Origin of the sequence: Sphingomonas sp. PL20, assembly GCF_017875905.1 — a bacterium.
GTDB classification, from domain to species: domain Bacteria; phylum Pseudomonadota; class Alphaproteobacteria; order Sphingomonadales; family Sphingomonadaceae; genus Sphingomonas; species Sphingomonas echinoides.
Genome location: NZ_JAGINH010000002.1, coordinates 2,519,846 through 2,545,039, shown reverse-complemented (window position 1 = coordinate 2,545,039; position 25,194 = coordinate 2,519,846). Strand labels below are relative to the sequence as shown.

Below are 25,194 nucleotides of genomic sequence, written 5' to 3'. Positions count from 1 at the left end.
GCTCCCGCGCTCAATAGGAAATGTAGACATCGGACAGGACGTCTTCGGGCGTGGGGCGCGGGGCCGCTCGCGCTGCCGTGACGGCCCGCTCGATCGTGTCGAGCGCCTCGGTGTCGAGCGCGTCGAGATCGCTGTCGGACAGCAGCCCGGCACTGGTGACCGAGGCGCGGAATTTGGTGAGGCAGTCGCGCGTGGCGCGGATGCGGCTCAGTTCATCGGGGGCACGATAGCGCTGCGGATCGCCCTCGAAATGGCCGAAGAAGCGTTCGGTGTCGAATTCGACCGCCGCTGGCCCGCCGCCGCCACGGACATGCGCCAGCACCTCGCGCATCGTTTCATAGACCGCGAAGAAATCGGTGCCGTCGGCGCGCCACGCCTTCATCCCGAAGGCTTCGGCGCGGCTGGCAATGTCGCGCGCGGTGCCGACCGCATATTGGAAGCCGGTATGTTCCGAATAATGGTTGTTTTCGAACACGAAGATACACGGCGCGTGCGTGACGACCGCGAGGTTCATCGCTTCGAAGGTCGTCCCCTGATTGCACGCGCCATCGCCGGAAAAGGCGATCGCAATGTTCAGGCCATCGGGGCCGGGGCCATCGACGCGGCTGGCCAGCGCCGCCCCGACCGCGATCGGCGCGCCCGCCCCGACAATGCCATTGGCTCCCAGCATCCCCTTGGTCGCATCGGCAATGTGCATCGAGCCGCCTTTGCCCTTGCACAGCCCTTCGCGGCTGCCCCAGATTTCCTTCATCATCGCATCGACGTCGCAGCCCTTGGCGAGGCAATGACCATGGCCGCGATGGGTGGAAACGATCCGGTCCTGCGCGCCGAGATGCTCGCACACACCCACTGCGACCGCTTCCTGGCCGCAATAGAGATGGGTGAAGCCGGCGATTTCACCGGTCTGGATTTCGACATGCAGCCGTTCTTCAAATTCGCGGATCACCTTCATCCGGGCATAAGCGGCCTTCAGGGCATCTCGGCTAAATTGCATTCCTGGCTCCCAATTGGTGATCTGCCTGCGGTTTTCCGCATGGCCGTGTGATGCTGGCTAGAGATGGAGGACGGTTCTCGCGATGATGCCGGCCTGAACCTCATTGGTTCCACCAAAGATGGTCCAGGCGCGGCTGTTCAAATAGCGTGCGGCGGCGACCTGCGTCGCCCGGCTGTGCACCGGCGGTGGCGCATTGGGGCCATAAAGCGGGCGGCGCGTGTCGAGCTCCAGCCCGGCGGGGCCGAGTAAATCCATCGCCAGCAGATCGACCTCCTGGCGGAGATTGGACGCCAGCAGCTTTACCAGCGAGGTTTGCGGTCCCGGGGCTTGGCCGTGCGCGATTTCGGACAGGATCTTGAGTTCGATCATTTCCAGCGCCTCGACATCCAGTCGGGCGCGGGCGACGCGGCGGCGCCAATCCACCGAGTTCGCCAAGCGCCCGCCGTGACCGTCGCTTTGTTCGGCGGCGGCGGTGGCGATCAGGCGCAGATCATAAGCGAGCTTGGGCGCGTGGCAGGAACCGCCGCGTTCGTTTTCGAGCAGGAATTTGGCGAGTTTCCAGCCATCGCCCTCCTCGCCGACGCGGTCGCTGACGGGGACTTCGACGTCTTCGAGGAACACCTGATTGACTTCGTGATCGCCTGCTAGGGTGTGGATCGGGCGGACGCTGATGCCCTTTTGCTGCATGTCGACCAGCAGGAAGGAGATGCCGGCATTCTTGTGGCCGCTGGAATCGGTGCGCACCAGGCAGAACATGCGGTTCGCCCAATGTGCGTGCGTGGTCCAGATCTTGGAGCCGTTGAGGATATAGCGGTCGCCCGCCGCGTCGGTGACGCGCTCTGCGCGGCATTGCAGGCTGGCGAGATCGGATCCGCTGCCGGGTTCGGAGAAGCCCTGGCACCAATAATCCTCGCCCGACAGGATGCGCGGCAGATAGTGCGCTTTCTGCGCCGCCGTGCCGAAGGTGTAGAGCACGGGGGCGACGAGCTTGAGGCCGAGTACGGTCAAATTGGGGGCACCGGCCTCGGCGCATTCCTTTTCGAAGAGGTAGCGCTGCACCGGTGTCCAGCCGGGGCCGCCATGTTCGCGCGGCCATTGATAGGCGAGCCAGCCCTTGCGGTGCAGGATCGCATTCCACGCCTGGCCGATATCGGGTTCGACGAACACCGAGGGGGTGGCCGCCGAGCCGGCGCGGATCTCCTCGCTCAGATGCTCGGCGAGAAAGGCGCGGACTTCGGCGCGGAAGGCGCGGTCTTCGGGGGTAAGATCAAGGTCCATCGCGCGCCTATCTGTGCAGGATCGTAACGGCGGAAACGCCGGGGGCACCATAGACGTGGCTATAAGCGGTGCGCGGCGCGCCCGGCACCTGACGCCCGCCGCCCTGGCCGCGCAACTGGACGACATTCTCATAGACCTGCCGCAGTCCCGAGGCACCGATCGGCTCGCCACAGGCAAGGCATCCGCCATCGGTATTGACCGGCAGCGTGCCGTCGATGCGCGTGCGCCCTTCGGCCAGCCATTGTTCCTGCTCGCCATCCGCGCAAAAGCCGTTTTCGGCCATGTGCATGATTTCGGCACCGGCCTCGGTATCCTGCAATTGCGCCACGTCGATCTCGTCCGGGCCGATCCCGGCGAGGCCGAAGGCGGCGGCGGCGGCAAGGCGGGTGGCGGTGGCGGTGCCGCCGCCAAGATCGATGCTGGGCGCGAACACCTCGAAACTGCCGGGCGGGCGCGTGCGCATGGTCGCGGCGGCGAGCCGGATCGGCGTTGCGCCCAGCTCGCGTGCCTTGCGCTCGCTCGCCAGGATCAGCGCGACGCCGCCTTCGCCGGGCGAGCAGAACATGAATTTGCTGAACGGATCGGAGACCATCGGGGCCTCCAGGATCGTCTCCAGCGCGACTTCCGAGCGCCGCCACGCATGGGGGGCGTGGACGCCATTGGCGAACGCCTTCTGCGCGACCAGCCCAAGCGAACGGCGGCTGATGCCATGCAAGTGCATGTAGCGCATGATCTTGGCGGCGAAGAATTGCGTGGTGACCATATAGCCCGCCGCGCCATACCAATCGGGCAGGCCATATTCGGCGGGCAGCGCGTTGAACGCCCCGCGCGGATGCTTGTCGAAACCGACCGCCAGCCCCAGGTCGAACTGGCCCGAGCGGATCGCGGTCTGTGCCGAGAACAAGGCCGAGCCGCCGGTCGCGCAGCCATTTTTGACGTTGATGAACTGCACGCCGGTGAGGCCGAGCCGGTCGACCATGGTGTCGGGATTGCCCGCGGCGTCCGACCCGCCATAAGCGAACTGGATGTCGGCCCAGTCGATCCCCGCGTCGGCCAGCGCGGCGCGCACCGCAAACACACCCTGGTCGATGCCCGACAGCGCATCGGTGCGGCCAAAGGGGTGGATGCCGATGCCGATGATGCAGACGTTGGTGGCGTCGCTCATGGGGCGGCCTCCACTGCCGGGCGGAAAGCGGGCAGGCGCAACGAACCGGCGACGGCGGGGTCGAGCGGCACTTCGGTCAGCTCCAGCGCCATGCCGATCCTGATCGCGTCGAACGCAACGTCGGTGAGGCGGGCCTCGATGATGATTTCGCCCGGCAATTCGACATAGCCGAGTGCCCATGGCTCGAACGCTTCCGGCCCGGCATAAGGGGGCGTCTTCGGGCGGAAGCGCTGCACGGTGTAGGACCATAGCGTCCCGCGACGACCGAGCGTGATGGTTTCCAACCCATCGCCATCGCGGTGCGGGAAGACGATTCGCCCGGTCGTGCGATCGCGCGCAGCGAGCAGGCGCAGCGGCGCGTCAGTCGCGAATAGAGACACGTCGGGCGTCAAAATTCTCCCCTCCCATGGGCGTGTTGTGTTCAACCTCGCCACGATAAAGCGCCAACCCGCCGCCAAGCGCGACTCTTAAAAGGGATAGGCCGGGTAAAAGGAATAGGGTGGGGCTGTGCCGCCGATGTGCCGGGCGAAGGGCGGCTCAGCGCGCCAGCGTGATATAGCCGAGCTGTGCCGCCTTGAAGACCGTCTGGCTGCGATTGACCGCCGACAATTTGGTCGACGCATTGTGGATGTGGAAGCGCACGGTCGCGCGGCTGCGGCCGATGATCATGCTGATCTCGAAATCGGTCTTGCCGATCGCCGCCCAGCGCAGACACTCCACCTCGCGCTTCGACAGGCGCAAATGCGCGGGCAGCGCCTGGGCCGAGCCCATTGTGTTGACATAGCCAGCGATGAAGGTGCGCCCGAGCAGCCCGAAAATGTCGCCATAGCGCTCAAATTCGCTGGAAAGATCGGTCAGCGACGCATCCAGCGGGTTGAAGGAGACCGCCCCGATCTGTCCGAACGGCAGATGCACAGGCACGACGATCGCCGCGCGGGTGCGCGCGCGCACTTCGAAATTGGTGAGGTCGATCGCCGACAGATAGCGATTGGCCTGGCGTGTGTGGAACCCTTGCGCGTTCACCCAGAAAGGTTCGCTCTCGAAGCGGCAGGCGGAGGTGAGCGGCGAATCGAGCGCGATATGGGGATTGCGCCACCACGCCTGCTCCCCCGTCCAGCCGAACACCTCGCTCGCCAGCACATTTCCGGCAAGGTCGGTCGGGGTTCGCTTGTCGGCAATATTGTGCGCCGGTGCCGCGCGCATGCCACAGCGCATGGCGATGTCGTGCAGCGCCTCCGCTGCCGATCGCACTTCCTCGGGTGCCGCGATTCTGACCGCGTTCACCCAATCCAGCCTTGGGGCGTCCTTCTCCACGCGTCCTTATCTCCTGCGCCGTCGTTTTAGGCCATCCTAGCCTTTTGCCCAGCGTTTTTGGATTTCCGCTCCCGCTACGTTGCGTAACAAAGGAGCGCCCGCGTGAACTTTGATCTCAGCGAAGACGAACGGATGTTGCAGGATCTGGCCGAACGATTCGTGGCGGATCGCTACGATCTGGATCGTCGCCGCGCTTATCAGGCGGAGCCGTGCGGGTTTAGTCGCGAGAATTGGGCGCTGCTGGCCGACTATGGTCTGGTCGCGGCCGCGTTGCGCCCGGAAGATGGCGGGCTTGGCCTCAATGCCAGCGCGCTGGTCACGCTGTTCACTGCGCTCGGCAAGGGGTTGGTGGTCGAACCGCTGATCGACAGCGTGGTGCTGGGCGCGCGCCTGGTGCTGGGCGGTGGCGAGGCTGTGGCGTCGGCCTGGCGCGACCGCCTGGCTGCGGGCGAAAGCCGCGTCGTCCTGGCCCATGCCGAGCGCGCCAGCCGCGGCAATCCCGACTGGGTAGAGACGCGAGCCGACCGGCTGGAAGACGGCTATGTGCTGTCGGGTGAAAAGCACTGCGTCCCAGCCGGGGTCGGGGTGGATGCCTATATCGTCAGCGCGGTTCTGGCCGGACAGGATTCGCCCGACTTCTTCGTCGTCCCGGCAGATGCGCCGGGGCTTTCGGTGACGCCATGGCGGCTGATCGATGGGGGTGCCGCCGTCTTTCTGCGGCTCGACCGCGTTGCCGTCGCTGCTGGGAATCGCCTGGCGGGCGGGCGCGATCTGCTCGATGCCACGCTGCCGTTGGTCGAGCTATGCCGTGCAGCCGAGGCGGTCGGCGTGATGCAGCGGATCTTTGACGAGACGCTCGACTATCTGCGCACGCGCAGCCAGTTCAACACCGTGCTAGGGCGCTTCCAGGCGATCCAGCATCGTATGGTCGCGCATTATGCCGCGCTCGAGCAGAGCAAGGCTCTGATCAATTTTGCGCTGGTGCTGGAGGGGGAAGCGGGGTTCGTCCGCGCGGTGGCGGGCGCGCGCGCGTTCATCAGCGAGGCGTCGATCGCGCTTGGCCATGACATGATCCAGTTCCACGGCGGCATGGGCGTGACCGATGAACTGGCGATCGGGCATGGGCATAAGCGGCTGGTGTTCCTGTCGCGCTGGCCGGAAGACCCACTGGCGAAGCTCGACCGTTATGCCGATGCGGCCTGATGCGGCGGCGTGTCCTGCTCGGCGAGCGTTTCGCGCGTCCAGGCGATGCCGCGCCGGAGCAGATCGTAAAACACCGGCAGATCCCAGGCGCAGCGATCGACCGTGGGCCACCAGTCGAGCATCGGTTGCAGATCATAATGGCCGCGACAGTGGCCGAGCGTCAGGTACAGCACCGCGCCCGCACCGTGCTGTTTGATGTAAAACACCGGGTGCCGACCGGGGGCGGCATCGCCTTCGACAAAGCCGGTTCCGGCAACGGTGCAGCACGTGTCGAGCAGGACGTGCAGGTCGCCATGCGTTTCCAGATGATAGAGCTCATCGCTGGTGTCGAACGGGGCGATGCCTGCGACCAGCGGATGGTCGGGATCGGCAATGTCCACCCGATAGGGCGCGATCGGCGGGTGGCTTAGGAACTGGCTGCCGAGCAGATCCATGAACAACGGTGCCCAGCGCGGAGCCTCCCACAGGCCGGCATTGGGGCCATCGGACAGCAGGCGCAGCACCGAATTGGTGCCGTGCAGCGCATACCAGCGCCCGCCCGCCGCCAACCACGCGCGCAGCGCCTCCTGCGCGGCGAGCGAGGGGGTGACGTCGCAGGTATAGGTAATCAGGATATCGGCCGCCTCGATCGCGGCGATCGCTTCATAATCCTCGAACACGCGGGTGCGGATCGCCGGGGTTTCACCCAGCAGCTTGAGCAATTCGAGCCGGGCGAAATCGATATCGTGCCACACCCCACCGCAAATCAGGACGCAGTTGAGGCGACGCGGCTGCGCGGCACCCTCGCTCACGCTTGTGCCTCGGCGCCGTCGCTGCCCTCGGCGATCCCGAGATAGCGGTCGAGCGTCTGCTGGAACTGGCGGATGCGGATTTCCTGATAATCGCCCAGTTGCACGACGCCGGTCTTGGAGGCGTGCAGGCCTTCCTGCACATAAGGCAGATTATCCATGTCCTGTTCGAACACGTCGCCGAGAATGCCAAGCTCGGGGGCTTCGGTCCATTTCTGGTCAAGCCGCAGATATTTCATCGGGACGCCGCGCGGGTGCGGATCGCCTTTCTTGACGCGCATCAGAATGCGGACTTCCATCAGGCAGGTGTCGGGCGTTTTGCCGGGGCGCCAGCGATAGACGATGTTGGGCATATAGCCGCCCCACGGCGCGAAATTGGGGAAGACATTGTAGACCAACGCGTCGAGCAGTTCGGCATCGGTTGCGTCGTCGAGATCATAGCCACTCTGTTCGGCATAAGCGGTGCGCATCTTGGCCCCGAGCGCGGCGCGCGCGGTGACGCCGTCGGGCACGCTGACGGCGTAGGGGTCCTTATCGGCTTCGTAATTTTCGCCGCTGCGGCCGTTATATTTGACGAACTCGTCGACGATCCATTGCTGGCTGCGTCCATCGGGGTCGAGGTGCGGCGACATCGTGCCGAAGGGCACGAGATTCACGTTCACATGATCGCCCCAGGTCCAATAGGCGCTGTTGGCGTCCCCGGTGAACGGCAGCAATTGCGGATGCGTCACCACGGTATGCCACGCTTCCATAAAGGCTTCGGCAGTGACCTTCCAATTGGCGGGAACTTCCTTGCCGACCCACATGACGGTGGTGCAGTCCTCATGCCGCCAGCGCGTGAAATGTTCGGGCAAGGGGGCCAGATACTCGTCCAGGGTCGGCCCGCCCGGTTCTTCGCGCAGGAAGATATAGCCGCCCCACTGGCCGACCTCGACCGGCGGCAGCGTGAGATCGGCGCGGTCGAGATGGGTGAAATCCCACTGGCAGGGCATATGGTCGAAGCTGCCATCCTTGTTCCAGGTGAAGCCGTGGAACGGGCAGGTGAAGCGATCGGCACTGCCGTCTTCAGTGCGCAGCTTGCGCCCGCGATGCAGGCAGACATTGTGCATGGCCTTGATCGAGCCATCGTCCTGACGCGAGATCAGGAAGGAGCGCCCGGCATTTTCATACACCACAAAATCGCCGGGATCGGGCAGATCCTCTTCGCGCGCAGCGAATTGCCAGACGCGCGGCCACATCCGTTCGCGTTCGAGCTTGGCAAAGGCTTCGCTGGTGTAGCGCGCGGCGGCAATCGGCGCGGTGCCGCGGCTGTGATAGCTGGGCGTGGTCAGGATATCGGGGGCAGGGCGCGAATCCACCGCCATCAGTTCGAGCCAGCTAATGCCGTCACTGATCGGCAGACCGTCCTTGTCGGGTGCCGCACGCGTCTGGGTGATGGGGTTGCTGTCCGCCATGGCCGCTCTCTTCCTCTCCTGGCCGGGAGTCGCGCCCCCGGTCTCCACGACGTGGTGTAAAGGCTGAACGGGGCAGAAGTCACCTTACTGAAAGCATAGTTTTCCTGGGCTCCCCCGCTGGTGCATGATGGCACAAACACAAATGGGAGAGTGGTGTGGCGGGCAGGCTTGATGGGAAGGTGGCGCTTGTTACCGGCGGCACCAGCGGGATTGGCGCTGGCGCGGCGCGGCGGCTTGCAGCCGAGGGCGCGCGGGTGGTGTTCACCGGCTCCAAGGCCGAAATCGGTGAAGCGCTGGCGCGCGAGATTGGGGGGCGTTTCGTCAGCCACCGGGTGGAGGATGCGGCGGGCTGGCCCGCACTGATCGACACAGTGCTGGGCGAGTTCGGGCGGCTCGACATCGCCTTTGCCAATGCCGGGACCGAACAGGGCGATGCCAATATCGAGCAGGTCAGCATCGAGACGTGGGACCGGCTGATCGCGATCAACCAGACCGGCGTGATGCTGACGGTGCAGCATGCGATCCGGGCAATGGCGCGCAATGCCGGGGCGACCGGTTCGATCATCATCAATTCCTCGATGAACGCGGCCCGCCCGCTCGGCAATTACGTCACCTATTCCACCACCAAGGCGGCGGTGGTCGCGCTGGCGAAATCGGCCGCGGTCTATTGTGGCCAGGCGAAATACCGCATTCGCGTGAACGCCATCCTGCCGGGCGTCGTCGAAACCGACATGATCCGGCACATCATGCAGAGCCAGGAGGATCCGGTCGCGGTGCGCGCGATTTATGAAGGGATGGCACCGCTCAACCGCATGGCGCAGGTCGACGAGGTGGCCGGCCTGGTCGCCTATCTCGCGAGCGACGAGGCGGCGTTCCTTTCGGGGGCCGAGATCACGATCGACGGCGCCACCACTGCCGGCATGATGGGAGTTTGAGCATGGCACGACTGGACGGACGCGTCGCCTTGGTTACGGGCGGCTTGCGCGGGATCGGGCAGGCGATCGCCGCGCGCTTCTGCGCCGAAGGGGCGACGGTGGTGATCAGCGACCTGGATGCGCCCGATAGCGACGCGGTGGCGGCAGCGCTCGCTGCGCTGGGCGGGCAGGCGCGCTATGTGGCGGGCAACGTCACCAGCGAGGACGATTGGGCGAGGATCGCGGCCGATCTGCAATCGGCGCATGGGGGCTGTCATATCCTGGTCAACAATGCTGGCATCGACCTGACCGGGGCGGTCGAGACGCTTTCGCTTGAGGCGTGGCGGCGGATCATGGCGATCAACGTCGATGGGGTGTTCCTCGGCACGCGCGCGCTGGTGCCGCTGCTGGCGGAAAGCGGCGGCGCGGTGGCGGGTGGAGCGAGCATCATCAATGTCAGCTCGATCATGGGGATTGTCGGCTATTCCGAAGTCTCCGCCTATAACGCGAGCAAGGGTGCGGTGCGGTTGTTCACTAAGGGCATCGCGATCGAATTCGCGCAGAAGAAGATGCCGATCCGCGCCAATTCGCTGCATCCGGGCTTCGTCAAGACGCCGCTGCTGAGCGCCGGGTTCCAGCGCTGGGTGGACAAGGGGTTTGCCGAAAAGCCCGAGGATCTGATCGGCGCGATGGAAGCCGCCACGCCGATCGGTCGGCTGGCCGAGCCCGACGAACTGGCCGGGCCGGCGGTGTTCCTGGCGAGCGCCGATGCCAGCTACATGACGGGGGCCGAACTGGTCATCGATGGCGGCTGGACCGCGCAATAAGACGATGGAGATGGCAATGACGCTCAAGGATGTCGTGGCGGTGGTGACCGGCGCGGGTGGCGGGATCGGGCGCGAAGTGGTGGGCGCGATGAAGGCGGCGGGGGCGATCGTGGTCGCAACCGATATGTCGATCGATGGGATCACCGATGGCGACGCGGTGCTGGCGCAGGACGTGACCCAATTGGCCGACTGGCAGCGCGTCGCCGATCTGGTCGCGCGCGATTATGGTCGGCTCGACGCGCTGGTGAATGTCGCCGCGATCAGTGTGGTCGCCAGTATCGAGGAAACCACGATCGAGGAGTGGCAGCGCGTCCAGCGCGTGAATGTCGAGAGCGTGCTGATCGGCGTGCAGACGCTACTGCCGCTGTTGAAGCTGGGCGGCAAGGCCCGCGCCGGGGGCGCATCGATCGTCAATTTCTCGAGCGTCGGGGGCATTCGCGGCGCGCCGTTCAACGCGACCTATTGCACGAGCAAGGCCGCGGTCGCGATGCTGTCCAAATGCATGGGGGCGGAGTTTGCCGCGCTCGGATACAAGATCCGCGTCAACAGCGTGCATCCCGGCGGAATCGAGACGCCGATGCTGCAGGCGATTATGCAGCGTTATGTCGATCTGGGGGCTGCACCGTCCCTGGAGGCATCGATGCAAGGGGTGGTTGCCGCACATCCGATCGGGCGACTGGGGCGCCCGGAGGAGATGGCCGGGGGCGTGGTCTATCTGTGTTCGGACGCGGCGAGCTTCGTGACGTGCAGCGAGTTCATGATGGATGGGGGGTATTGTATGAGCTGATCGGCGGGAGCAGCATGTCCATGCCGAGCCGGGCGATGCGCCAGGACCCGTCCGCGCGGACCATCGCGAAGGTGTAGCGCGCCTTGACCTCGAGCAGGGTGCCGTCCTTGCCCAGGCTGAAGGCGTGGCCATAAGCCTGGACGCGCGCGGCGGTGGATGGGGTATAGGCCAGCAGCGCGATGTTGCTGATGAAATGGGCGTTGTGCGCCATCCCGGCAAAGGCATCGCGAAAGAAGGCGCGGATCGCGGTTTGGCCGACGATTTCGCCCATCCCGAGCGCCGACAGATCATAGACCGCATCGTCGCTGAACAGGCCGCCAATGCCATCGACATTGCCGATATCGTCGACCGCGCTGGCATAAGCGACCACCAGATCGGCAAGCGCTATGCGGTCCTCGGTCGGGCAGGCAGGGGGCGGGTAGGGCGCGGCCGTCATGGTTGCCCCTTCACATAATCGTTGAGCAATTCGTGGAAGCGCTGAACGCGCTTTTCCTGGCCCGGAAGAATGCAGCCCTTGAACCCGCGCGAGTTCAACCCCTGCTGCTGCGTGGTGCCGATCGAAAGATCCTGATCGGCCACGAAGCCCAGCGACACACCGTCGCCATAGCGGCTGTGGCGGGCAACCGCGTCATGCCGCAGCGGCACCGGGCCGACCGGAGTGACGACCTCCTTCATGCCGGGCACCGGCGGGAACAGGCACCAATGCTGGAACACGCATTTTTCGGGATCGGTCGGATGCGGCTCGGTGCGCAGCACCTGCAATTGCTCGGGCGACATGGTCAGCGTGAGATTGGGGAAGAGCGTGCAGTGGAAATAATCGACCAGTTGCTGGTCGGTCATGTCCGCATACATGGTGTAGCCGCGCTCCGGCCCCAGCGCGCGCTTGGCGCGGATCACGGCGGCGCGGATGTCGCCAGTGTGGCCGTTATAGTCGGCCGGGTCGATTCCCCAGGACCGCGCGATGTCATCGAGCGGAGCGGGGACCTCGGCGCTGTGATAGTCGGCGCGGGTGGTTGCCTGATGCCCGATCATCCACATCGCATTGTGCCCGGTCGGGTACATTTCGAACACTGTGGTCGGCAGGCCGTCATTGATGAAGGTCGCGAGTTCCGGGTGGATCGTCGGGAGGTGATAGCTTTCGTTGAAATTGTCGCGGATGATCTTCCAGTTGAAATCGGCGTCGCACGACAGTTTGAGCACGCGCACCCAGTTTTCGACGCCGTAATTGGCGAAGCGTTCGGGCAGGGGGGCCAGCCAGTCGAGCAGTGGCGGCACATCGTCATCCATGCACCAGAACACGAACGGCCCCCAGCTTTCACAGCGCAGCTCGGACAGATGCACCCGCCCGCACGGATTGCCGCCTTCGAAATCATCGGGGTCCTGGACGTGCGCCAGCACCCCATCGGTGGTGAATTGCCAGCCATGATAGCCGCAGGTGATGCGCGGCATGTGTCCGGCATCGCCGAGCACCAGCCGGTTTCCGCGATGTGGGCAGCTATTGTAGAAGGCGCGGATCGACCCGTCCTCCTGACGGATCATGATCACCGATTCCTTGCCGAAATCGTGGCGGATGAAGTCGCCTTCCTCCTCCAGCTCGGCGAGCACGCCGCCCAGGTGCCACACCTTGGGCCAGAGGTTGCGGTGTTCGGCGTCCATCCACTCGCGCGAGATGTAGCGATCGGCAGTGATCGTATCGCCGCGCACGGCCATGTCGAATTCGGGGGAATAGCGCGATTTGTTGTCCATGGCGGTCATGCGGGCGGGTATCCTGCGCTGGATCGGGGGGTGGGGCTATCAGAGGGTCGGTTCGGGCCGACTGCGATCGTCCTCGAGATACCAGGTCAGCCATTCATGGAAGTACTGGTTGCCGCGCTCGTTGCGGCCGAAGGTCAGATGGTCGTGCGCGCCACTTTCCAGGCCCTTCTGGATTTCCATGCCGATGACATAGTCTTCCTGATAGGTAACATCGCGGAAGAAGGTGATCATCGTCTCGACATTGGCGCGGTCTTCCTCATCGCGAATCGGATCGCGGCGCAGATAATTCAGCACGGTGCGGTTCTTGTCGGGCGTCGGCCCGGGGAAGAGCTGCGCGATCTGGGTGATTTCGGGGGCGAGGAAGGCGGACACGTTGGGGAAGAGGATTCGCACGAAATCGAACCCGTTATTCTCCTGGTCGCCCCAATCGGCGCGCGGCACCCCTTTCAACGCCTCGGCAATGCGATGCTGCGGAAAGCCGATCCGCAGTGACGGCCCGAACCCTTCATAAGAGGTGCGGTTGGAGGGCGTGCGCGGCTCGATCGTTTCGGGGTGCAGCGAGGCGAAATGATACCCCTCAAGATAGCCGTCAAAGGCGATCTTCCAATTCGCGCCTTCGATCTCGCGGCTGCCGAGATAAGTCCACGTGTCGAGGCCAACGGCGTCGAAATCCTCAAGGAAGCCGCGAAAATAGCCGTCCAGATCCATCACGCCGTTGGGCGTTAGGCAGACGAAGATCATCCCGGCGCGTTCCTCGCAGGGCAGGGCGCGCAGGCCCATGCTGGCACGGTCGACCTCGCCGAACAGCGCGCTTTCGGAAACGCCGATCAGCTTGCCATCCTGCCCATAGGTCCAGCCATGATATTTGCAGGTGAAGCGGGCGCAATGGCCGTGCCCGGTCGCCGCCACCGGCGCCCCGCGATGCGAACAGACGTTGAGGAAGGCACGCACCGTGCCGGCTTTGTCGCGGTTGATGAGGATCGGCAGGCCGACCACCTCCATCGCCTTGTAATCGCCGGGATTGGGGATTTCGGCGGTAAAAGCGAGCATCAGCGGCAACTGGCGGAAGACCAGTTCCATCTCGGCCTTCCACTGATCGGGATCGGTATAGGTCGCGGTGCGCACCTGCGTGGTGGAGGGGGCCTGGTGCGTGGTCTTGTGCTCGACATAATCGAGCAGGATTTCCGCCACATCGCCGATGCGGTCGCGACGGCTGGGCGTCTGGCTCGTCATTATTCTCTCTCCACGACGATCTTGTTTTTATGGGCGGCAACCTGCCGCAGGCGGACGGGGCTGCCAAGCTGGGACTGGTGACAGGTGCCTCGCCTTTTCGCCAAGTGGACAGGCGGGGGCGCGACGACCAAGACACGTCCGCTACGGGAGAGGATTATGGGCGAAACATCGTCGCGCAGCTGGCCCACGGGTATCGCGCCCCATCACCGCGCGTTTCACGAGGCCGGGCTGTGGCCGCAGCGCACTGTCGCCGATCATGCCGAGGCACTGGCGCAGGAGCGGGGCGGTGACCTGTGCCTGATCGACGGCGTTGGCACGCTGACCTTTGCGGAGGTGTGGCGCGATGCGGGGGCGCTGGCCGCGGGTTTGCGCGGGCGCGGGCTGAAGCCGGGCGACGTGGTCGCCTTCCAATTGCCCAATTGGCGCGAGGCGGCGGTGCTGAACATTGCGGCGGCGCTGTCCGGTCTGGTCGTCAACCCGATCGTGCCGATCTATCGCGATGCCGAATTGCGCGCGATGCTGGGGGATTGCGGGGCACGGGCGCTGTTCGTGCCAGCCGCATTCCGCACGGTCGATTATCCCGCCATGGCGCGTCGGGTGGCCGCCGATCTGCCCGCGCTCGACCATATCTTCACCGTGCGCGGGGCCGGGGTGGACGATTATGCCGCGCTTCTCGCGCAGGGCGCGCACCTGCCTGACGCGCGCAGCCAGGTCGACCCGACGGCGGTGAAGCTGGCGCTCTACACCTCCGGCACGACCGGGCGGGCCAAGGGCGTGCTGCACAGCCATGCCACGCTTGGTCGCGTGATCGTCCAAAGTGCGGCCTATTGGGGCGTGGTTTTCGGCGAAGCGGTGCTGATGCCGTCCCCCGTCACCCATGTTTCTGGCTATGCCAATGGGCTGGAAATGCCGTTCTTTTCGGGCACCTGCAGCGTGTTGATGGAAAGCTGGGATGCGGGGGAGGCGATTGCGCTGATCAACCGGCATGGCGTGGTCGGCACCGTGGCGGCGACGCCGTTTCTCGTCGAATTGGCCGAGGCCGCGCGTGCGGCGGGCGACCGGCTGCCGTCGCTGCGTTTCTTCGCCTGTGGCGGCGCGGCGGTCGCGCCCGAGGTGATCGTCACTGCGCGCGGTGCCTTTGCGCAGTGCGCGCCGTTCCGCGTGTTCGGCAGTTCCGAGGTGCCGCTGGTGAGCTTTGGCTGGCCCGACGATGCCGCGCGCGCGGCGACCACCGACGGGCGGATCGTCGATTATGCGGTCCGCATCGTCGATGGCGATGGGCGCGACCTTCCACCCGGCAGCGAGGGCGAGATTCTGGCGCGGGGACCGGCGATGATGATCGGCTATGCCGATCCGGCGCAGACCGCCGAGGCGATCGACGCGCAGGGCTATTTCCGCACTGGCGATCTGGGGGTGGTCAGCGCCGACGGGGCGATTACGGTGACGGGGCGCAAGAAGGACCTCATCATCCGGGGCGGTGAGAATATCTCGGCGGGGGAGATTGAAGCGGTGCTGCTGACGCATCCGCTGGTGGCCGATTGCGCGGTCGTCGCGATGCCGCACCCGCGTCTAGGCGAAGGGGTGTGCGCCTATGTCGTGCTGCGCGATGCGGTGGACCCGGCGGCGCTGGGCGCGCATGTCGCGGCGGCGGGGCTGGCAAAGCAGAAGATCCCGGAGCGCTTCGTCACCGCCGACGCGCTGCCGCGCACGCCCTCCGGCAAGATCCGCAAGGACGTGCTGCGCAGCGAAATTGCCGAGCGGATCCGCAGCGAGGCTACGTAAGCGCGGTCAACCGGCGGCGGCAATCGCCGCGCCGAGTTCGGCATTGGTCGGGTTGCGGCGCAGCGTCAGCCCGCCATTCACCTGCAGCGTCTCGCCGGTCATGAAGCATTCGTCGCTCGCCAGAAACACCGCAGCGGCGGCCACATCGTCGCTGGTCCCGATGCGGCCGAGCGGGTAGCCCGCCACGAAGCATTCGAACAGGCCGGGCACGGTCTTGGCGTCCGCCGTCATCGGCGTATCGGTCAGGCCGGGCGCGATCGAATTGGCGCGAATGCCCTCGGCCCCGAATTCATTGGCGACGCAGCGCAGGATATGATCCGTGCCCGCCTTGGTGCCCATATAGGCGGCATGATCGTTGAGCATGATCTTGGCGGTGGCGCTGCTGATCTGGATGATGCTGCCGCCGCGGCCGCCATGGCTCTTGGCCATTTTGCGCAGCATCGCCTGGTAGAATTGGAACGGCCCGATGAACTGCAGCGCGGTGATCGCATCGAGCTCTTCGCGGCTGTTGTCGAGGAACGGCTTCAGCAGGCCCCAACCGGTGGCGTTGACGGCAATATCGATGCCGCCCATCTGTGCGACGGCGGTGTCGGCGAGGGTGGCGAGGCTGGTTTCGCTGGTGATGTCGCAGGCAGCCCACTGCGCGCTGGTGTCCTGCGCAAAGGCGGCTAGGACATCCGCCTTGCGGCCCGCCACCAGCACCTGAGCGCCTTCGTCGAGGAAGCGCCGGGCGATGTGCTGGCCCATATTGCCGGCGCTGCTCGCGCCGAGAATCACCGCGCTCTTGCCTGTCAGCCTGCCCATGGTCGCTCCGTTTCCTGCTTGCGCCTGTCTTTTGCTATCACAGCCGCGCTTGGGCCATTCCTCTCCAAAAGGCGAGTGGTCGGCATGGTGGTCTGCGCGCAAGCATCGCTCTACGGCAAACCAAAGACACGATCAGCGGGAAGAGGATGCAAGCATGGACCTGGGGCTCAAGGGCAAGAAGGTGATTCTGACCGGCGGCAGCCGGGGCATTGGCCGGGCGACGGTAGAGCTGTTCGCAGCCGAAGGCGCGGATATCGCCTTTTGCTCGCGCAATGCCGATCAGGTGGCGGAAACCGCCGCCGCGATCGCGCGCCACGGCGGCAAGGTGGTCGGGAGCGCCTTTGACATGGAAAGCGGCCACGATGCGTATCGCGCATGGCTGCGCACGGCGGCCGAACAGCTTGGCGGGTGCGACATATTCGTGCCGATGATTTCGACCAGCGGTGCCGGGGCCACGGGCGATTGGCACAAGAGCCTCGATTACGACATTCTGGGCGCGGTGATCGGGGTGGAGGTGCTGGAAGACGCGCTTGCCGCATCGGGCAGCGGCAGCATCGTCCTGTTGGCGAGCACGGCGGGGCTGGAGACCTTCATCGTGCCGCAAGGCTATAATGCGTTGAAAGGGGCACTGATCGTCTATGCCGGGCAGCTCAGCCAGGCGCTTGGCCCCAAGGGCATTCGCGTGAATTGCGTGTCGCCCGGCCCGATCAAATTTCCCGGCGGCAATTGGGAGGCGATCCAGGGCGCGATGCCCGAATTGCATGACAGCACCGAGGCGCAGTTCGCTTTGGGCCGCTGGGGTGGCCCCGAGGAAGTGGCACCGACCGTGGTGTTTCTGGCGAGCCCGGCATCGTCCTTCACCACCGGCACCAATGTCGTGATCGATGGCGGGTACACCAAGCGCGTGCAATTCTAGCGCAGCGGATGGCGGGGCGACGACCTACATGCGGGTCATCGCGCCGCCATCGACCAACAGGCCCTGACCGGTGATGAATCGGGCATCGTCGCTGATCAGGAAGGCGATGAGGTCGGCAATGTCCTCGGGCTGACCGAGGCGGCCGAGCGCGGCCTTGTTTTCCCAGTGGACGCGGTACTCGGGCATGGTGGTGAAGGCGGGGGCGGTCATCGGCGTGTCGATCGCGCCCGGCATGACGCAATTGGCGGTGATGCCCGCCGCCCCGAGTTCGCCCGCCAGTGCGCGAGTCATGCCGAGCACGGCGTGTTTGGATGTCGCATAGGCGACCAGCCCGGCATCGCCAAAGGCCGAGGCGATCGATCCGATCGTGACGATCCGCCCGGCCGGGCTGCGCTTGAGCGGGCCGATCGCTTCGCGCAGCAGCCGGAACACCGCAGTCACGTTGACCGCAAGGACGCGCTCGAAATAGGCCTCGTCATGCCCTTCGATCGGGCAGAAGGCGCTGATCCCGGCGCACGGCACGACGAAATCGAGCCCGCCCCAGCGCGCGACTGCCTGCTCGACCAGCCGCGCCGCCGAGTCCGGGTCGGTCACGTCGAGCAGCAGGTCGACGTCGCCGGTAAGATCGGCGGTCAGCACCTCGGCGCCATCGGCGCGCAGGCGGCGGGTGGTGGCCGCGCCGATGCCGGACGCGGCCCCGGTGACGATGCCGCGCCGTCCGTACAGACGCGGCGTCGTCATGCGATTTGCAACACGAGCTTGCCGGTGTTGGCGCCGCTGAACAGGCGCATGAAGGCGTCATAGCTGTGCTCGATGCCGTGCTGGATGTCTTCATCGACGCGCAGCCGCCCTTCGCCGATCCATTGCGCCACCTGCGCGCCGCCCTCGGCAAAGCGATCGACATAGCCTGCGATCAGGAAGCCGTGGATCGTCGCCTGCTTGACGATGATCTGCCACAGATTGCGGATGCCGACCTTGTCGGGAGCGTTATATTCGCTGATCAAGCCGCACAGCACGATACGCGCGTGCAGCGCCAGGTTGAGCAGCACCGCATCCATCACGTCGCCGCCGACATTTTCGAACAGGACATCGACGCCGCCGGGGGCGGCCGTCGCGATCTCGGCGGAGAGCGCGGCCACCGACTTGCCCTTATAATCGATCGCTGCGTCGAAGCCGTAATCCTCGATCAGGCGGCGGCATTTCTCGGGGCCGCCGGCGATGCCGATCACGCGCATGCCCTCGATCTTGCCGATCTGGCCGACCATCGATCCGACGGCACCTGCCGCCCCGGTGACGACCAGCGTTTCGCCCGCCCGCGCTTGTCCGGCTTCGAGCAGACCGAAATACGCGGTCATGCCCACGGCACCCACGGCGGAAAGATAGCGCGACGGTCGATCCACGATCGCGATGTCGATCGCGCTGGTGAAGCCGCCGGGCAGAACGACCGAATAGTCCTCGATCGCGTTCAGCCCCAGCACCCATTGGCCGGGGACGAAACCGGGGATGCGCGATTCGTGGACGATGCCAACGGTGGTCGCGCGGACCGGCTCGCCCAGCGCGATCGGCGGCATGTAGCTGGGCGCGTCGTCCATCCAGCCGCGCTGTGCGGGATCCAGCGAAATGAAATGGTTGCGGATCACCATGCCGCCTTCGGGCGTAGTTGGTATCGCTTTGGTCTCAAGCCGAAAATCCTCCGGCTTGGGCGTCCCGTCCGGGCGTCGGATCAGCAGAAATCTGCGGTTTTCTGGTTGGTTCACGTGGTGCTCTCCCTTGGCCCAAAGGGTGGCACAATCGGCCGATCCTGCACCTATGATTTGTTGCAGTAGGTTCTTTGGGCCCCACGGGCATAGGTTGTATGCAAGAAGAGGGAAGCAATCCCTCTCGCTAGTAGGGGAGGTTTTCCGATGAAGGGTGGCGCTTCGAAACGCGCGATTCTCGTTCTGCTTGCAGGAACGGGGATGCAATTCTTTCCGACCATGGCGATGGCACAGACCGCGCCACAGCCGATCGCCGGGCAGGAGGATCCCGCGACCAAAACGGTTGGCGATGGCAACGAAATCATCGTGACGGCGCGCCGCCGCTCCGAAACCTTGCAGACCACGCCGGTGGCGATCACCGCCGTCAGCGCGGCGATGCTGGAAAACAAGGCATCGGTGAGCATCGCCGATCTGTCGGGCGCGGCACCGGGCTTGTTGATCACGCAACAGAATTCGGGCGCGCAGGCGGCAAACCTGTCGATTCGCGGGCTGACCTATGCCGATGTCGAGAAATCGCAGACGCCGACGGTGGGGGTCGTGGTGGACGGCGTGACGATCGGCACCAGCACCGGGCAGTTGCAGGACGCCTTCGATATCGAGCAGATCGAAGTGCTGCGCGGCCCGCAGGGCACGCTGTTCGGTGCGAACACCATCGGCGGCGTCATCAACATCCGGCGCACCAAGCCGACGATGAGCAACAGCGCCAAGTTCGAGGCGACCTATGGCCGCTGGAACAGCTGGAACACCAAGGCGGTGGTCAATGTCGGCAATGGCGGATCGCTCGGTGCCAAATTCTGGTATTTCCACAATGAAACCGACGGTTTCTATCACAATGCGACCACCAACGCGTCGAACGGCTGGAGCAAGGGCGACAATTACGGTGCGGCGCTGCGCTTCCAGCCGGTCGGATCGGGCTTCGACGCGATCCTGACGCTGGAAAAGGTCAGCCAGAAATTTGACCCCGTCGTCGCCAACATCGCGAATTCGAGCGACGTGTTTTGCGGTTTCGAACCGGCGCGCGAGTGCAATCGCAATACCAGGGGCGATCTGTACACCACGTTCGGCCAGCCCGCCGAGAGCCATTACAACGCCCCCGCCGCGACACTCGAAATGAACTACAATCTTGGCGGCACGATGCTGACGTCGATCACCGGCTGGCGGCATGCGCGCGAGAGCCAGACGCAGGACTTCGACGGCTCCTCAACCGATCTCTATTATGTCGACCGGCGGCAGCGCTACACGCAGGTCAGCCAGGAGTTCCGCGCCGCTGGCAAGATCCTGAGCAGCTTGGATTATGTCGTAGGGGTCTATTACTTCACGTCCAACTATGACCTGACGCAATGCTCGCGCGTGTTCGGCTTCAGCCCGACCACGCCGCCCTGCACGTTCGATACGAATGCGCAAAGCGTCTATGGCAAGACCGAAAGCTATGCCGGCTTTGGCGACTTCAACTGGGCATTTGCGAGCAAGTGGCGCTTGTCCTTCGGCGGGCGCTGGAGCCATGATAACAAGCAACTGCGCAACAGCTTTGCCACCACCGGGCTGGTCGGCTCGGGCAATGTCAATTTCTCGAAATTCACGCCCAAGGTCGGGGTCGACTGGCGGCCCAACTCCGACCTGATGCTGTATGGCAGCTGGTCGCGGGGCTATCGTTCGGGCGGCTTCAGCCCGCGTGCGGCGACGGCCGCGACGGCGGGGACGCCGTTCGGCCCGGAGACCGTCGATTCCTACGAAATCGGGGCCAAGCTCGATCTGTTGCAGCGCAAGCTGCAGATCAACGTCGCGGGCTTCATCTCCGACTATAAGAACATGCAGCAGAATACGACGATCCCGGGCGGCCCGACCGGCAACCAGACGATCACCAGCAATGTCGGCGGTGCCACGATCCGGGGCATCGAGATGGACGCGACGCTGCGCCCGCTGAAGGGCCTGCGGATCACCGCGACCGCCTCGATCATGGGATCGCATTTCCGCAATTTCGTGGTGGGCAACGTCTATAATGGCGCGATCGTGCCGTTTGATTATTCGGCGAACAATCTGATCTACGCCCCGGATTTCTCGGGGTCGATCGACGCCGAATATAAGGTGCCAACGCGCTTCGGCAGTGTCGTCACCACGCTCGGGCTGCGCCACATCGCGCCGTATGACGAACAGATCTCGCTTGGCACGCTGACGGCGGTCAAGACCGGCAGCACGGTGACGTCGGTGATCGTCAATGGCAACGATGCGCGGGTCCGCACGGCGACGCAGGATCTGCTCGACGCCAGCATGACGCTCAACTTCAAGCTGCAAAAGACCGACGCTTATGTGCGTGTGTTCGCCCGCAACCTGGCCGATATTCGCACCACCACGGCGGCCTTTACCGTCGCGGGTCTGTGGTCGTTCGCGTCGGCCCTGGAGCCACGCACTTATGGCGTGACGGTCGGCGTCAAATTCTAACCCCAAGTGCGTTCGGGGTGGCGGGCATTACGCCCGCCACCCCGCTTTTTTACGGAAACGGAGGCGATCTATGGCACGTCTGGCAGGCAAGGTAGCGTTGGTCACCGGGGGCGCTTCGGTTCCGGGGCTTGGCAGTGCAACGGCAATCCGTTTCGCCCAGGAAGGGGCGACCGTCTATCTCACCGATCGCGATCTCGCCGGTGCGCAGGCGGTGGCGGCGCGGATCACAGCGGCGGGCGGCCGGGCGACTGCGCTGGAGCATGATGTCACCAGCGAAGCCGATTGGGACCGCGTGCTGGCCGCGATCGATGCGGCGGAGGGGCGGCTGGACATTCTGGTCAACAATGCCGGCATCGCGGTGCTGGGGCCGTTGGAGGACGTGACCGCTGCGGATTTTCTCCGCCAGAACGATGTCAATCTCAACAGCGTCTTCCACGGGTCGAAGCGCGCCCTGGTCATGATGCGGAGGCCCGGGGACGGCGACACGGCACGCGGTGGATCGATCATCAACATCTCGTCGGTCGCCGGGCTGATCGGCGTTCCGGGATGCGGATCCTATGCTGCCTCCAAAGGCGGAGTCCGCCTGTTTTCCAAGGTGGTCGCGCTGGAGGGGGCCGCCGATGGCGTGCGCTGTAACAGCGTGCATCCGGGCATGATCGCCACCAACATTCAGGGCGTCGCGCTGGAGGACAATGCCGCGAACTTCGATGCGGTGATGGCGTTGATCCCGATGGTTCGCATGGGCGAGCCCGAGGATATCGCCAACATGAACCTGTTTCTGGCATCGGATGAATCGCGCTACATTACGGGCGCGGAATTCGTGGTCGATGGCGGCATGACCGCGCGCTGATCCGCCCGCCGCCTTACCCGGCGGGCGTGGCGACCCAGCGCAACGCATTTTCGACCAGCCGACGATAATCCGGATTGTCATAGGCCGAGGGGCCATCGCCCGGCTGAAGGTAAACCAGGCGGCTGTTGATTGCCATCTTGGTCCAGCCGATCAGATGCGATCCGGGTGGGTGATCCCAGCCATCATTGGCGAACATCCGCCCGTCCATCGCCTGCGCGGCGGACCAATAGTCGTCGCGGTGCGTGCTGGCGTCGCTGGACAGCAGCGGCTCAACCTCGTCCTCGAACACTTCGGCGAGGTAGAGTTCGTCAGTGAGCGGGAAGCGGTGGGCGACGCCTTCGGTGACCGGATGGGTGCAGGTCGTTGCGGTATAGGAAACGTCGTGGCGATAGCCGCTGTCGCGGCAGGCGCGTCCGCGCAGCGTCGCCGGACGATAGAGGAACTGCCCGCCCAGCCAGTCATGATACTCGCTCCAGTCGGGCCAGCCGGCCAGCGCGTGGTGCAGCGCGACCACGCCCTTCCCCTGCTCCAGCAGCGCGCGGAATCCGGCCTGAAGCGCAGGCGAGGGGGTGATTATGCCGGGGCGGGGGGCGGCCTCGAAATCCAGCCCCGGCATATCGTACAGCACCAGCACGTCGAACTCGCGCATGCCCTCCGGGTTCATCAGCAGGGCCGCGGCCGGTTGATCGACCATCGTCGCGGAGATGCCCGGCATCGCCTGGAACATCGCGTCGAACGCGCTGCGATCGAACGGGTGGCCGCGCACCGCGACCAGCGCGCGCAACGGTGCGTGATAGTGGATGACCGGCATCAGCGCCCGCTCCGCAGGTTCGGCGCGTGTCGGCGCGCGATGGTCACAGGCCCTTCTCGCCGATCTGGCGGTGGATATTGCGGAAGGTGCGGCGTTGGAAAAACCATTGGCCGTCGATCTTGACGCATGCGTCGTCATAGCGGCCCCGGTCACGGTGGACGCCGTCCGGCCAATCATAGACTTCCGCCGTGTAGGAGCGCAGCACCGCCGTATTGCCGGTCACCTCAATGCTGCCGGGCCAGGCTTCGAACATGATGCCGGGATAGTGCTTCATCGCCGCGCTCCACATCGCGACGATCGCATCGCGCCCGCGCGTGGTGCCGATGTCGGGATAATCGGGCAGCGACCATTCGCCATCCTCAGCCCAGGTCGCGCCCCATGCCTCCGCGTCGCAGCGCGTGACCGCATCGGCATAGGTTTCGAGCAATTCGCGCAGCGCCAGGCGATCTTCGGCAGGGCCGGTAAAGGGCATCGTCGCTCTCCCAGATTATGGTGTTTTGGGGAGCATAGCGCCATCGCGGCCCGCCAACGCCTAGCCGATTGGACAGGCGTGGGGGTCAGGGGCCGACCGGGGTTTCGTCCATTGCGGGTGGGGTCTGTGGCACCGCGACCTCCACCATGCCGTCGACCACGCGCAGTTCGAACCGGCGCAAGGCTGGGTAGGCACCGCCGATGCAGCGGCCATCGGCCAGATCGAAGCGCGCGCCGTGCAGCGGGCACATCAGCGCGCCGCGCCGGATGCGCCCGGCCGACAAGCGCGCCGCCGCGTGGGTGCAGCGATCGTTGACCGCCACCAACTCGCCGTCCGAGCGCGCCAGCAGAATGTGCCAGCCGCCCACGACATGGACGCGGATGGCACCGTCTTCGATATCGTCCGCCGTGCCCAGTTGGTGCCAGCTCGTCTCGGTCACGCTGTGTCTTCCTTTCCCACGTCGCTCGATCGTCGGTTTGTGCGCTCGCGTTCTGCCGCGCAATCGAGATCGACCAGCGTCTTGCCCATGGTCTGCCCCTGCATCAAGGCGATGAAAGCGCTGGGCAGGCTGTCGAAGCCGTGCTGCACGGTTTCGATCAGCCGCAACTGGCCCTCGGCATGCAGCCGGTCGAGCATGGCCTGCGCCTCGCCCAGGCGATCAGCATAATCATAGGTCAGGAAGCCCTGCATCTTCAGGCGTTTCGCCACCAATTGCCATAGCGTGGTGACGCCGTGGGGATGGTCCGCATCATTATATTGGGCGATCATGCCGCACACCGCGATGCGGCCCTGTTCGCGCATGCGCGGCAACACCGCATCGAGCGTGGGGCCGCCGATATTGTCGAAATAGACGTGGAATCCCTGCGGCGCTGCGGTATCGAGCGCCGCGCCAAGATCCGCGCAGGCGCGGTGATCGATCACGGCATCCGCACCGAGCGCGCGGACGAGCGCGACCTTATCCGCGCCGCCAGCAATGCCGACGACCCGGCATCCGGCGGCCTTGGCAAGCTGGACCACGGTACTGCCGGTTGCCCCGGCGGCGGCGCTGACCAGGACGGTGTCGCCAGCCTTTGCTTCGGCCACCGCGAACAATCCGACCCAGGCGGTGAGCCCGACCGGGCCGAGTGCGCCCATATAGGCGCGCAGCGGCACCGTGTCGGCGGGCACGACAGGTTCCAGCCCCAGCGCATCGGGGGTGATAAGGAAATGATCCGACCAGGTGCCGAGCACGCGGACCAGCGTTCCGACCGGCCAGTCGGCATGGCGCGACACGACAATTTCGCCCAGCGACATGCCCGCGACCGGCGCACCGATTGCGACCGGTGGCAAATAGCTGGGGCGATCGTCGAGAAAACCGCGGATCGCCGGATCGAGCGAGGCGACGCGCATCCGCACCAGCATCTGTCCGTCCGCCGGGGTCGGCATTGGCACCTCGCGATAGCCGAAGCAGCTTTGCTCGGGCACACCGGTCGGGCGGCGCAACAGCACGATCTGGCGCGCGTGGGACGCGAGCGGCGGGGCCGATGGCTCGGGCATTGCGGGCATTCCCTCTCATTTTCCGGCATCGTCGTTGGGCGAGGCTCTCTTCGACAGCCGGTCTAGTCGTTCGCGCCAGCGGGGACATTCTGGCCTTTTCGCTAGGTGCGCTGCG

The 25,194-nt window shown here is 65.3% G+C and carries 25 protein-coding genes; 8 read left to right on the top strand and 17 right to left on the bottom strand.

All coding sequences use genetic code 11. From position 1 onward, the window contains the following. Positions 1 to 10: 10 nt before the first annotated feature. The 5 genes from H4W01_RS11875 to H4W01_RS11855 all read right to left on the bottom strand — a co-directional run bounded on the left by H4W01_RS11875 (position 11) and on the right by H4W01_RS11855 (position 4,721). Positions 11 to 994, bottom strand: a complete 984-nt coding sequence (locus tag H4W01_RS11875; protein ID WP_209611150.1) for a thiamine pyrophosphate-dependent dehydrogenase E1 component subunit alpha — start codon at positions 992 to 994, stop codon at positions 11 to 13. A gap of 57 nt (positions 995 to 1,051) precedes the next feature. Then, positions 1,052 to 2,272, bottom strand: coding sequence for an acyl-CoA dehydrogenase family protein (locus H4W01_RS11870; protein WP_209611149.1), 1,221 nt, complete (start codon positions 2,270 to 2,272; stop codon positions 1,052 to 1,054). A gap of 7 nt (positions 2,273 to 2,279) precedes the next feature. Further along, the gene (locus H4W01_RS11865; protein ID WP_209611148.1) at positions 2,280 to 3,437 is read right to left on the bottom strand and encodes a thiolase family protein; all 1,158 of its coding nucleotides are present in this window, start codon (positions 3,435 to 3,437) and stop codon (positions 2,280 to 2,282) included. Further along, positions 3,434 to 3,829 carry a Zn-ribbon domain-containing OB-fold protein gene (locus H4W01_RS11860; RefSeq protein WP_209611147.1) on the bottom strand — a complete coding sequence of 132 codons (396 nt, stop codon included), beginning with the start codon at positions 3,827 to 3,829 and terminating at the stop codon, positions 3,434 to 3,436. Before H4W01_RS11860 ends, H4W01_RS11865 begins: the two co-directional genes overlap by 4 nt. Before the next feature lie 145 nt (positions 3,830 to 3,974). Then, a complete protein-coding gene (locus H4W01_RS11855; protein WP_405130922.1) occupies positions 3,975 to 4,721 on the bottom strand; it encodes a helix-turn-helix transcriptional regulator in 747 nt (248 codons plus the stop codon). A gap of 132 nt (positions 4,722 to 4,853) precedes the next feature. Between H4W01_RS11855 and H4W01_RS11850 the strand changes: the two genes are divergently transcribed. Next, positions 4,854 to 5,954 carry an acyl-CoA dehydrogenase family protein gene (locus H4W01_RS11850; protein WP_209611146.1) on the top strand — a complete coding sequence of 367 codons (1,101 nt, stop codon included), beginning with the start codon at positions 4,854 to 4,856 and terminating at the stop codon, positions 5,952 to 5,954. Here the strand turns inward: H4W01_RS11850 and H4W01_RS11845 are convergent. Next, positions 5,936 to 6,745, bottom strand: coding sequence for a ThuA domain-containing protein (locus H4W01_RS11845; RefSeq protein ID WP_209611145.1), 810 nt, complete (start codon positions 6,743 to 6,745; stop codon positions 5,936 to 5,938). The genes H4W01_RS11850 and H4W01_RS11845 overlap by 19 nt on opposite strands. Further along, positions 6,742 to 8,196: an aromatic ring-hydroxylating oxygenase subunit alpha gene (locus tag H4W01_RS11840; RefSeq protein WP_209611144.1), complete on the bottom strand. Its 1,455-nt coding sequence runs from the start codon at positions 8,194 to 8,196 to the stop codon at positions 6,742 to 6,744. Before H4W01_RS11840 ends, H4W01_RS11845 begins: the two co-directional genes overlap by 4 nt. 155 nt (positions 8,197 to 8,351) lie before the next feature. On the opposite strand from H4W01_RS11840, the gene H4W01_RS11835 reads away from it, so the two are divergent. Genes H4W01_RS11835 through H4W01_RS11825 form a run of 3 tightly spaced genes read left to right on the top strand, consistent with a single transcriptional unit; the run spans position 8,352 to position 10,724 of the window. Next, positions 8,352 to 9,131 carry an SDR family NAD(P)-dependent oxidoreductase gene (locus tag H4W01_RS11835; RefSeq protein WP_010403660.1) on the top strand — a complete coding sequence of 260 codons (780 nt, stop codon included), beginning with the start codon at positions 8,352 to 8,354 and terminating at the stop codon, positions 9,129 to 9,131. Between the two features lie 2 nt (positions 9,132 to 9,133). Further along, on the top strand, positions 9,134 to 9,937 hold the full coding sequence (locus H4W01_RS11830; protein WP_209611143.1) for an SDR family NAD(P)-dependent oxidoreductase: 804 nt from the start codon (positions 9,134 to 9,136) through the stop codon (positions 9,935 to 9,937). A 16-nt stretch (positions 9,938 to 9,953) separates the two neighbouring features. Next, positions 9,954 to 10,724, top strand: a complete 771-nt coding sequence (locus tag H4W01_RS11825) for an SDR family oxidoreductase (RefSeq protein ID WP_435804045.1) — start codon at positions 9,954 to 9,956, stop codon at positions 10,722 to 10,724. Here the strand turns inward: H4W01_RS11825 and H4W01_RS11820 are convergent. From H4W01_RS11820 to H4W01_RS11810, 3 genes are read right to left on the bottom strand one after another with little or no spacing between them, the layout of a single operon-like run. Beyond that, positions 10,693 to 11,160 (bottom strand): nuclear transport factor 2 family protein, encoded by a 468-nt coding sequence (locus tag H4W01_RS11820; protein WP_209611141.1) that lies wholly within the window; start codon positions 11,158 to 11,160, stop codon positions 10,693 to 10,695. The genes H4W01_RS11825 and H4W01_RS11820 overlap by 32 nt on opposite strands. Further along, positions 11,157 to 12,479: an aromatic ring-hydroxylating oxygenase subunit alpha gene (locus H4W01_RS11815; protein ID WP_209611140.1), complete on the bottom strand. Its 1,323-nt coding sequence runs from the start codon at positions 12,477 to 12,479 to the stop codon at positions 11,157 to 11,159. Before H4W01_RS11815 ends, H4W01_RS11820 begins: the two co-directional genes overlap by 4 nt. A gap of 39 nt (positions 12,480 to 12,518) precedes the next feature. Then, on the bottom strand, positions 12,519 to 13,712 hold the full coding sequence (locus tag H4W01_RS11810; RefSeq protein ID WP_209611139.1) for an aromatic ring-hydroxylating oxygenase subunit alpha: 1,194 nt from the start codon (positions 13,710 to 13,712) through the stop codon (positions 12,519 to 12,521). Positions 13,713 to 13,868: 156 nt separating this feature from the next. Between H4W01_RS11810 and H4W01_RS11805 the strand changes: the two genes are divergently transcribed. Beyond that, positions 13,869 to 15,494 (top strand): AMP-binding protein, encoded by a 1,626-nt coding sequence (locus H4W01_RS11805; RefSeq protein WP_209611138.1) that lies wholly within the window; start codon positions 13,869 to 13,871, stop codon positions 15,492 to 15,494. A 6-nt stretch (positions 15,495 to 15,500) separates the two neighbouring features. Here H4W01_RS11805 and H4W01_RS11800 read toward each other — a convergent pair whose 3' ends face one another. Next, a complete protein-coding gene (locus H4W01_RS11800; RefSeq protein ID WP_209611137.1) occupies positions 15,501 to 16,298 on the bottom strand; it encodes an SDR family NAD(P)-dependent oxidoreductase in 798 nt (265 codons plus the stop codon). 154 nt (positions 16,299 to 16,452) lie between these two features. On the opposite strand from H4W01_RS11800, the gene H4W01_RS11795 reads away from it, so the two are divergent. Further along, positions 16,453 to 17,214, top strand: coding sequence for an SDR family NAD(P)-dependent oxidoreductase (locus tag H4W01_RS11795; protein WP_209611136.1), 762 nt, complete (start codon positions 16,453 to 16,455; stop codon positions 17,212 to 17,214). Positions 17,215 to 17,238: 24 nt separating this feature from the next. Here H4W01_RS11795 and H4W01_RS11790 read toward each other — a convergent pair whose 3' ends face one another. Both H4W01_RS11790 and H4W01_RS11785 read right to left on the bottom strand, forming a co-directional pair. Beyond that, positions 17,239 to 17,955, bottom strand: a complete 717-nt coding sequence (locus H4W01_RS11790) for an SDR family NAD(P)-dependent oxidoreductase (RefSeq protein WP_209611135.1) — start codon at positions 17,953 to 17,955, stop codon at positions 17,239 to 17,241. After that, positions 17,952 to 18,971, bottom strand: coding sequence for an NADP-dependent oxidoreductase (locus tag H4W01_RS11785; RefSeq protein ID WP_209611134.1), 1,020 nt, complete (start codon positions 18,969 to 18,971; stop codon positions 17,952 to 17,954). The genes H4W01_RS11790 and H4W01_RS11785 overlap by 4 nt, the downstream gene beginning before the upstream one ends. Before the next feature lie 201 nt (positions 18,972 to 19,172). On the opposite strand from H4W01_RS11785, the gene H4W01_RS11780 reads away from it, so the two are divergent. Both H4W01_RS11780 and H4W01_RS11775 read left to right on the top strand, forming a co-directional pair. Continuing rightward, positions 19,173 to 21,410 carry a TonB-dependent receptor gene (locus H4W01_RS11780; protein ID WP_334685246.1) on the top strand — a complete coding sequence of 746 codons (2,238 nt, stop codon included), beginning with the start codon at positions 19,173 to 19,175 and terminating at the stop codon, positions 21,408 to 21,410. Positions 21,411 to 21,480: 70 nt separating this feature from the next. Further along, positions 21,481 to 22,260, top strand: coding sequence for an SDR family NAD(P)-dependent oxidoreductase (locus H4W01_RS11775; RefSeq protein WP_209611132.1), 780 nt, complete (start codon positions 21,481 to 21,483; stop codon positions 22,258 to 22,260). Between the two features lie 13 nt (positions 22,261 to 22,273). On the opposite strand, the gene H4W01_RS11770 is transcribed toward H4W01_RS11775, so the two are convergent. From H4W01_RS11770 to H4W01_RS11755, 4 genes are all read right to left on the bottom strand, one after another. Continuing rightward, the gene (locus tag H4W01_RS11770) at positions 22,274 to 23,071 is read right to left on the bottom strand and encodes a ThuA domain-containing protein (protein ID WP_209611131.1); all 798 of its coding nucleotides are present in this window, start codon (positions 23,069 to 23,071) and stop codon (positions 22,274 to 22,276) included. 43 nt (positions 23,072 to 23,114) lie between these two features. Then, entirely contained in the window at positions 23,115 to 23,543 is a 429-nt protein-coding gene (locus tag H4W01_RS11765) for a nuclear transport factor 2 family protein (protein WP_209611130.1), read from the bottom strand. 85 nt (positions 23,544 to 23,628) lie between these two features. Continuing rightward, on the bottom strand, positions 23,629 to 23,982 hold the full coding sequence (locus H4W01_RS11760; RefSeq protein ID WP_010403637.1) for a Rieske (2Fe-2S) protein: 354 nt from the start codon (positions 23,980 to 23,982) through the stop codon (positions 23,629 to 23,631). After that, positions 23,979 to 25,088, bottom strand: a complete 1,110-nt coding sequence (locus H4W01_RS11755; protein WP_209611129.1) for an NADP-dependent oxidoreductase — start codon at positions 25,086 to 25,088, stop codon at positions 23,979 to 23,981. Before H4W01_RS11755 ends, H4W01_RS11760 begins: the two co-directional genes overlap by 4 nt. Positions 25,089 to 25,194: the final 106 nt, after the last annotated feature.

Excerpts from the sequence above, each read along its gene's own strand:
- H4W01_RS11840 (WP_209611144.1), bottom strand. The coding sequence starts at position 8,196 with ATGGCGGACAGCAACCCCATCACCCAGACGCGTGCGGCACCCGACAAG.
- H4W01_RS11825 (WP_435804045.1), top strand. The coding sequence starts at position 9,954 with ATGACGCTCAAGGATGTCGTGGCGGTGGTGACCGGCGCGGGTGGCGGG.
- H4W01_RS11870 (WP_209611149.1), bottom strand. The coding sequence starts at position 2,272 with ATGGACCTTGATCTTACCCCCGAAGACCGCGCCTTCCGCGCCGAAGTC.
- H4W01_RS11810 (WP_209611139.1), bottom strand. The coding sequence starts at position 13,712 with ATGACGAGCCAGACGCCCAGCCGTCGCGACCGCATCGGCGATGTGGCG.
- H4W01_RS11865 (WP_209611148.1), bottom strand. The coding sequence starts at position 3,437 with ATGAGCGACGCCACCAACGTCTGCATCATCGGCATCGGCATCCACCCC.
- H4W01_RS11875 (WP_209611150.1), bottom strand. The coding sequence starts at position 994 with ATGCAATTTAGCCGAGATGCCCTGAAGGCCGCTTATGCCCGGATGAAG.
- H4W01_RS11770 (WP_209611131.1), bottom strand. The coding sequence starts at position 23,071 with ATGCCGGTCATCCACTATCACGCACCGTTGCGCGCGCTGGTCGCGGTG.
- H4W01_RS11815 (WP_209611140.1), bottom strand. The coding sequence starts at position 12,479 with ATGACCGCCATGGACAACAAATCGCGCTATTCCCCCGAATTCGACATG.
- H4W01_RS11755 (WP_209611129.1), bottom strand. The coding sequence starts at position 25,088 with ATGCCCGCAATGCCCGAGCCATCGGCCCCGCCGCTCGCGTCCCACGCG.
- H4W01_RS11775 (WP_209611132.1), top strand. The coding sequence starts at position 21,481 with ATGGCACGTCTGGCAGGCAAGGTAGCGTTGGTCACCGGGGGCGCTTCG.
- H4W01_RS11800 (WP_209611137.1), bottom strand. The coding sequence starts at position 16,298 with ATGGGCAGGCTGACAGGCAAGAGCGCGGTGATTCTCGGCGCGAGCAGC.
- H4W01_RS11780 (WP_334685246.1), top strand. The coding sequence starts at position 19,173 with ATGCAATTCTTTCCGACCATGGCGATGGCACAGACCGCGCCACAGCCG.
- H4W01_RS11830 (WP_209611143.1), top strand. The coding sequence starts at position 9,134 with ATGGCACGACTGGACGGACGCGTCGCCTTGGTTACGGGCGGCTTGCGC.
- H4W01_RS11820 (WP_209611141.1), bottom strand. The coding sequence starts at position 11,160 with ATGACGGCCGCGCCCTACCCGCCCCCTGCCTGCCCGACCGAGGACCGC.
- H4W01_RS11790 (WP_209611135.1), bottom strand. The coding sequence starts at position 17,955 with ATGACGACGCCGCGTCTGTACGGACGGCGCGGCATCGTCACCGGGGCC.
- H4W01_RS11765 (WP_209611130.1), bottom strand. The coding sequence starts at position 23,543 with ATGCCCTTTACCGGCCCTGCCGAAGATCGCCTGGCGCTGCGCGAATTG.
- H4W01_RS11805 (WP_209611138.1), top strand. The coding sequence starts at position 13,869 with ATGGGCGAAACATCGTCGCGCAGCTGGCCCACGGGTATCGCGCCCCAT.
- H4W01_RS11795 (WP_209611136.1), top strand. The coding sequence starts at position 16,453 with ATGGACCTGGGGCTCAAGGGCAAGAAGGTGATTCTGACCGGCGGCAGC.